The sequence below is a fragment of the Candidatus Obscuribacterales bacterium genome (assembly GCA_036703605.1).
Taxonomy (GTDB): Bacteria; Cyanobacteriota; Cyanobacteriia; order RECH01; family RECH01; genus RECH01.
Map to the genome: position 1 here is coordinate 1 of DATNRH010000836.1, position 6,859 is coordinate 6,859.

A 6,859-nucleotide genomic window follows, 5' to 3' on the forward strand; every position below is an offset into this window, starting at 1 on the left:
CGGCAATATTATGGGCCGCGTCGTGGATTTGGAACGACTCCGGCTCATCGTGGATCACGGGCGGGGCCGGCGGGGACGATCGATCGGGCAGCATCTCCAGGGCGCGATCGCCCATGGCCAGCACCGGGTCAAGCACCGGGGGCAATAGTTCGTAGTCTACGTCGATTAACTCACAGGCCTGGATGGCGATCGCTTCAGTTTCAGCCACCACCGCCGCCACGCGATCGCCCACAAACCGGACTTTGTTGTCCAGCAGATAGTGATCGTGGGGATCGGGCACCGGCGCACCATGGCCAGCGGTGGAGTAGGGGCGGCGTTCCGCGTCCTCATGGGTGAGCACCAGCACCACGCCGGGCAGAGCCTTGGCTTTCTGGGTATCAATACGACGCAGGCGGGCATGGGCATGGGGCGATCGCACCACCTTCAAGTGCAGCAGGCCCGCTGGGGCAATGTCATCGGTGTAGACCGGCGCGCCGCTGACGATGTCTGGGCCATCCTGCTTCGGAACATTCTCGCCGACGCGATCGCAGATACTAGTCTCGGATGTCCGATCTACGCCCTGTTTACCCGCCGCAATACTAGCCACGATCGCCTGATAGCCGGTGCAGCGACAGAGGTTGCCGTCCATCTGCTGGCGGATCGCCTCCGGGGTAGTGGCGGTCATCTTCTCCGCACTCATGATCATGCCCGGCGTGCAGTAGCCACACTGAAATCCCTGCTCCTGTAAAAACGCTTGCTGCATGGGACTGTCGCCCCCCAGCCCTTCAATGGTGGTGAGCGATCGCCCCTCGGCCCGGCGAGCGGGGTAGATACAGCTATGCACTGCCTCGCCATCCACCCAGATAGTGCAGCTACCACAATCACCGGTTTCACAGACCCGATGCACCCCCATATAGCCCTGCTGGCGCAACAGACTGAGGAGACTACTGCCCGCTGTGCAGGAAACAGCATGGGTTTGATGATTGACCTGAAGGGAAAAAGACTCTGTCATAGGTGGCATGTGCGGGGATTAGCAAGGTAGATCGGCAAGGGCACGGCCCATCAGCACCTGGGTAAGATGGCGACGATAGGCGGCGCTGGCTAGGGTGTCGTCGAGGTAGGCACTGGCGGGAATCTGAGCGTCTAATAAATCGGCAAGCTGAGGGATCGTGGGAATGCCCTCGGCTTGCACCAGATAAGGCCGGCCCACCGATGCGCCAATGCAAAACCGCACCTGTTGCGCCACGGGATCGTAGGCCGCTGTCACCAGGGCGATCGCCAATCCCGCTGATGCCGAGCAAAACCGGTGATAGCTGGTAGTCCAGGTCATAGACTGGGCAGGAATATGCATGGAGCGTAGCACCTCCCCCGGCTGCAAGATCGTCTGCCTTGCCCCCGTTTGAAACTGCTGGGCCGGCACCCGCCGCATCGCCCCCGCTGGTGTCCACAGCTCATACTCGGCATCCAGCAGCACCATCACCGGCGCAAAGGTACCCGCCGGCAGCGCCAAGCAAAGATTGCCCGCCACGGTCGCCAGGGTTTGCACTTTGAACGAGGCCAGTTCCTGCACGCCTTGCTGCAGGGCCTGCATGGCAGTCCAGGGTTCTGGGAGGCGATCGCTGATCAGCCGCTGCATGGGACAGGTGGCCCCGAGGGTCAAACCGGTAGGTGTCACCGTTAACTCATCCCAGCCTAACGCCTGCATATCGACTAGAGTTTGCACCTGGGGTTGGGGTTCGGTAAACAGCCAAGTGCCTCCGGCTAGCCAAGCCCAGGTAGGTTGCCAATCCCCCAGTTCTTGGAGGGTTTTGGGACGACGATAGGTATCAACACTGTGTAAGTCCATGGTGGCTGAGTATCTAGCACCCTCCACCATAGCGGTCTCTAGGGAGAGGAAAGTGTATTCCCCCATACTCCCTGGTGGGCTAATCCAGGCTCATACGTGAGAGGACAAACGATGGGCCAGTATTTCGACGTTGATCAATGCTCAGATCCGTAGAAGAAGAGGGTTGAGCGACGTCGAAACCCGGCCACTTGGCTTCATGGGTCATGGTCATCGGTCTTCGACGTTGATCAATGCTCAAATCTTGATGAGAAAAGGGTTGATCAACGCCGAAACCCGCTCACTTGGCATTAAATCGAGCCCGCCTACGGATCGTCATGGGTAATAGTCATCGGTTGTAATGGTCATCGGTCAACATATCGGCGAGTAACCAATCCTCCTCAGGCAGGCGGGCGGGGCGTAGGGGCAGGCAAATGGTGAAACAGGTTGACTGGTCTGGGGAGTAGACCTGGATGGTGCCACCGAGATATTCCACCAGCTTCTTCGTGAGGGTGAGCCCTAGACCGGTGCCGCCGTGTTTCCAGCGATCGCTGTTGGTGATGCGATAGAACTTATCGAAAATATAGGGCAGTTCACTATCGGGAATCTGCACACCAAAGTTTTGAAACCTCAGGTGGAGCTGGTTGTCTTTGACCTGCACAGCAAGCAAGATGCGATCGCCCGGTGGGGTGTATTTACAGGCATTGTTTAGTAATTCGGTCATGATGCGCTTCAGGCTAGCCGGATCGGTAACAATGGGCGGCAAGTTCTCAGCAATCTCGGCTTCAAAGGTCTGCTGCTGGGCTTCTGCCCGAATGTGAAAAGTTTCTACGATAGAGGCTGACCATGCTTTTAGATCAATGGTGTCGAGTTCTAAGGGTTTGGTGCCGGCATCCAGATGCTGCAAGTCCAGCAGATCGTTAATCAAGGAAATCTCTTGAATCGATTCCTGGTGGAGAATGCTTAGGTAGCGATTAGCCCGCTCGTCGGTGATCCCCAGTTGCTCGAAGGTAATTTGCAGCATCTGGGTGGCGACGCGAATGCTGGCTAGGGGGGTGCGCAGTTCGTGGGAAATGGTGCTCAGGAAATCATCCTTGAGGAGATTAAGGCGTTCGAGATTTTGCACCTGGGCCTGGGCCGATTGATAAAGCCGAGCTTGACGGATGGCGATCGCACATTGATTGGCCACCTGTCGCACCAGCCGTAGATCCTGCTCCGAGCGAGCCTGGTAGGTGTGATCAATCAACCAAAGATCACCAAGAATGCCTTGATCATCAAAGATAGGACAGGCTAGGGAGACTACTGGGCCGCGATCGACATTGGGTAAGAGGGAACAGAATTGAATCGACTCGCCCTGCATTAAGGGTTGGTAGAGTTCTGGAAAGGCGGAGAGCGCCACACTCCGATCTTTGTAATCTCCGCCGGGCAGGGTGGTGTATTCATAAACCACCGTGGCTAGTCCGGTTTGTAGATTGTAGCGAGAGGCATTACAGCCACAGACGCCCAGAGCCTGGGTGAGCTCACGCACGGCCGTTTCGAAAATCAGATCTTCATCCAAGGTATCGCGCACCTTATCGGTAATCCGCTTCAGGGTGTCTTCAAACTCAAAGGCAATTTGCAGCTCGGTGGTACGAGCTTTCACCTGACGCTCTAGATCATTATTGAGATGCTGGAGCTGATGGTGTAGTTCTGACTGCTGGATGGCGATCGCCAGTTGACTAGCTAATTGCTGGAGCATCGATGCCTCCCAAGATTGCCAGGCACGAGGCTGCTTGCAGTGCTGCACGATCAACAAGCCCCATAGATTCTCAGCTTGCAGGATCGGCACCACCAGATTGGCCTTGACCTGTAGGGTCTCCAGCATCTCGACGTGACAGGCCTGCAGGGATGCCTGTGTGATGTCATCAATGGCGCGGATATGCCCCTGTTCATAAGGGCGATGCCATTGTGAAGCAAAGCACGGATCGTGGATGGTTTCACCGATGATGCTCAAGGCTGGATAGCTGACGGCTTCAGCAATGACCGTACCGCTCCAGTTAGCCTGGAAACGGAAAATCAAAGCGCGATCGGTAGCCAACAATTGCTGCACTTCCGACACAGCAGCATTAAGAATGTCTTGGAGTTGGAGTGATTGGCGAATCCGCTGGGTGATCAGGCGCAACAGCCGTTCTTGCCGCATGCCCTGGCGCATCAAGTCTTCCTGCTGCTGCAAGCGTTTATTTTGATCTAAAAGCTGTTGCTTTTGACGCACAATCGTAAGCTGGCAGGAGATACGCGCTAGGATTTCTCCCGTTTGAACAGGTTTCGTGATGTAATCCACGGCACCCACTTCAAAGGCCCGAACCTTTTCCTGACTCTGATCCTCGGCACTCAAGAAAATCACCGGAATATCACAGGTATCCGGTTGAGACTTGAGGGTGGCGCAGAGTTCATAGCCATCCATGTCCGGCATCCGAACATCCAGCAAGATCAAGTCTGGCCGCTCTGCTTGGATGGTACTAAGCGCCATTTTGCCCGAAAGGGCTTTACGCACGTCGTAGCCATGCTGAATCAAGAGGGCCGACATCATCCGCACGTGATCAATTTGATCATCAATAACCAGAAGATTGGCATTAGGAGATGTCATAGACCTTAACTGGATAACAAGATGACAGCGTTCGTTTCTAGAGTAGGGTTTGGCACACTCACACCTAGGAGAACGTAGCCAATGTGGACGAGCTAGATGGCAGCAACCCAATACTCTCTGGATAAAAAATTAAGCCCATCTCTACTTAGTATTCCGCCAAAACTCAGAATCGAACACATACTGGGCAAATTAAGAGGCGATCGCCCCATCGATCACCTGTCGTCTTAGCTTGAACGGTGGGCACTAGATGGAAGGGTGAGCCTAGGATGAGAAGGTGAGATTGGGTGTTGGATGTGGGCTATAGTGGCGGTGGATTTTTGATCGATGCCTTGCCAGCCTTGCCTGACTATTCCTGTTTGAACGTCCCCTAGACCTGCGATCGCCCCCATGATGAATGCCCCCGAATCTAAGACCCAGATATCTCTCTTTTCTGCTGACCATTTGCGGACATTGCAGCGGCCAACGCTGGTAGAACCGAGTTTAGAAATGAGCCATGATGCCTTAGTGCATTGGATAGAAGCGATCGCTGCCTTTCAACGTACCGTCACGATTACTCCGCCACTGCAGCAGACCAGCTTGTTTGACACTGCTGCCGAACCGCTCCTCGATGCGGAGGCGATCGATCCCTTTCAGTTGCCGCGCCAAAATGCCGAATTCTGGCGCTGGAAGGCTGATGACGCTGGCGTTGCGGCTCTCTATTTTGTGATTGACTGCACCGTGCCCATCTTGCTCTACGTAGGCGAAACGGTGAAGTCCAACCAGCGCTGGAAAGGACTGCATGACTGTAAGCGCTATCTGATGAACTATCGCCAAATCCATCAGCGGCACCAACGCCCCTCCTCGTTAAATATCGCCTTTTGGCGTGATGCACCGGCAGATACCCGCCAACGGCAGCGACTGGAGTCTGCTCTGATCCACAAATGGCGATCGCCCTTTAATAAGGAGAACTGGACATTCTGGGGGACACCCTTTACTACGGGCTCATAGAAAGCTCCAGAAAATTGACGACATAGTCATAACACTATATGGCTATATTTGCGTGAGCGATTGATCGGCGATCGTGCTGCTGGCGCATTGTAACTGAGGGTCATGTACAGAATGACCGTTCTCGGTTCGTTAAAAATAACTATCCTCAAGATTTAGCCTTCGATTTCCCATTGGACGATCTACGCGGCATGTGTGCGGTCTTTATTTATGACGATCTTTAACTGGCTATTCAAGATTCAGTTAGTCAGTAATGTCAGAGGATTAATCCGCGTCCTATGGGTAAGGATAAGCAAAATGGCCGCTAGGATCATCCTGGTTGGACTGATAAGTTAGACCATGAAGACATAGGTCTAGGACTTGAACACGAGGTGACGACCGCCCCTGCTAAAGAACACCAAATTCCTGCAGCGCGGGCACAAAATTACGATTCTCATGGCCAGAGCGACTGAGTTTGATCAGGGCAAAGCGCTGGAGTGGAGTCAGGTCTGCCCATTGAGGGAGGGCGATCGCCACTTGGCATTCTTCGGCCTTGGCTTGGACGCTGTCGGGAATGCTTTGGGCATCGAGCCAGGGCGGAGCTGGATCACAGGGCAGTTCACCAGCGGGTTGTCCTGTGGATTGGGTGATCATCTGCTGGAGAGCCTGACGATAGTGATCGCTCTCCGCTGGCGACTCGCAGGGCAACTCTAGGAGGGTCTGGCGATCGCCCTGGCTGAGATGATGCCAATGGGTGAGTTTGAGCTTAACGCCGCAGGTATCGAGCTTGTAGCGAATCTGCATGGGAATGCAGCGCAGGGATTCAACAAAGTCTGCTTCAAATTGAAAAAAAGTCATCATCGGTTGGGCATAACAGCCATCAGAGAGCACAAACCCAGAGTCTCGATGGGTCTAGATATGGGTCTAGATCTAGTGTGCCATTCAGTGCGCCATTGCTTGGCTGTCATTTTCGCCAAGGCTTGGTACCCATTTCGGTAGCGGCAGACCATAGGAGGTAGAGAATCAGTAAGCTGATGCCGGCCAGGAAAGGGATCAAATCGGTAGGCATGGGAAAAGAGGAGAAACGTTAGACAGGAGGAGCAAGGAGTTGGACGCGATCGTCCAACCCTATAGCCATCGTCCCATGGGCTAGGCCATCCAGAAACCCTGGAGAAGTTCAAACGTTTGAGCATTCATCTAGGAGGATCGGTCTACCAGACTGACTCCTTGCCCCCTAGCGCAACCAGCCCCGTAGTCGCGCCGCTACCTGGGGACGTCGTAGCTTCCGCATCGCCTTAGTTTGAATTTGCCGTACCCGTTCCCGAGATAGATTGAATAATCCACCTACCTCTTCTAGGGTATGGGATTCACCCGTTTGTAGACCATAGCGCAGAGCAATAATATCCCGCTCTCGTTCGTTCAAAACTTCCCCTAGGATGGCGTAGATGTCTTGGCGCATCATCGAGTCA

At 54.5% G+C, this 6,859-nt stretch carries 6 protein-coding genes; 1 reads left to right on the top strand and 5 read right to left on the bottom strand.

Features of this window, described 5'->3' with window-relative positions; genetic code table 11:
- From V6D20_17280 to V6D20_17290, 3 genes are all read right to left on the bottom strand, one after another.
- Positions 1-991 (bottom strand): 2Fe-2S iron-sulfur cluster-binding protein (locus tag V6D20_17280; GenBank protein ID HEY9817535.1); only part of this gene is annotated, 991 nt, incomplete at its 3' end.
- A gap of 18 nt (positions 992-1,009) precedes the next feature.
- A complete protein-coding gene (locus tag V6D20_17285) occupies positions 1,010-1,825 on the bottom strand; it encodes an FAD binding domain-containing protein (GenBank protein ID HEY9817536.1) in 816 nt (271 codons plus the stop codon).
- Between the two features lie 325 nt (positions 1,826-2,150).
- Entirely contained in the window at positions 2,151-4,427 is a 2,277-nt protein-coding gene (locus V6D20_17290) for a response regulator (protein HEY9817537.1), read from the bottom strand.
- A 387-nt stretch (positions 4,428-4,814) separates the two neighbouring features.
- On the opposite strand from V6D20_17290, the gene V6D20_17295 reads away from it, so the two are divergent.
- Positions 4,815-5,414: a GIY-YIG nuclease family protein gene (locus V6D20_17295; protein HEY9817538.1), complete on the top strand. Its 600-nt coding sequence runs from the start codon at positions 4,815-4,817 to the stop codon at positions 5,412-5,414.
- A 384-nt stretch (positions 5,415-5,798) separates the two neighbouring features.
- On the opposite strand, the gene V6D20_17300 is transcribed toward V6D20_17295, so the two are convergent.
- Positions 5,799-6,251 (bottom strand): nitrate reductase associated protein, encoded by a 453-nt coding sequence (locus V6D20_17300; protein HEY9817539.1) that lies wholly within the window; start codon positions 6,249-6,251, stop codon positions 5,799-5,801.
- 373 nt (positions 6,252-6,624) lie between these two features.
- Positions 6,625-6,859, bottom strand: a 235-nt coding sequence (locus V6D20_17305; GenBank protein ID HEY9817540.1) for a sigma factor-like helix-turn-helix DNA-binding protein, incomplete at its 5' end; no start/stop codon positions are given.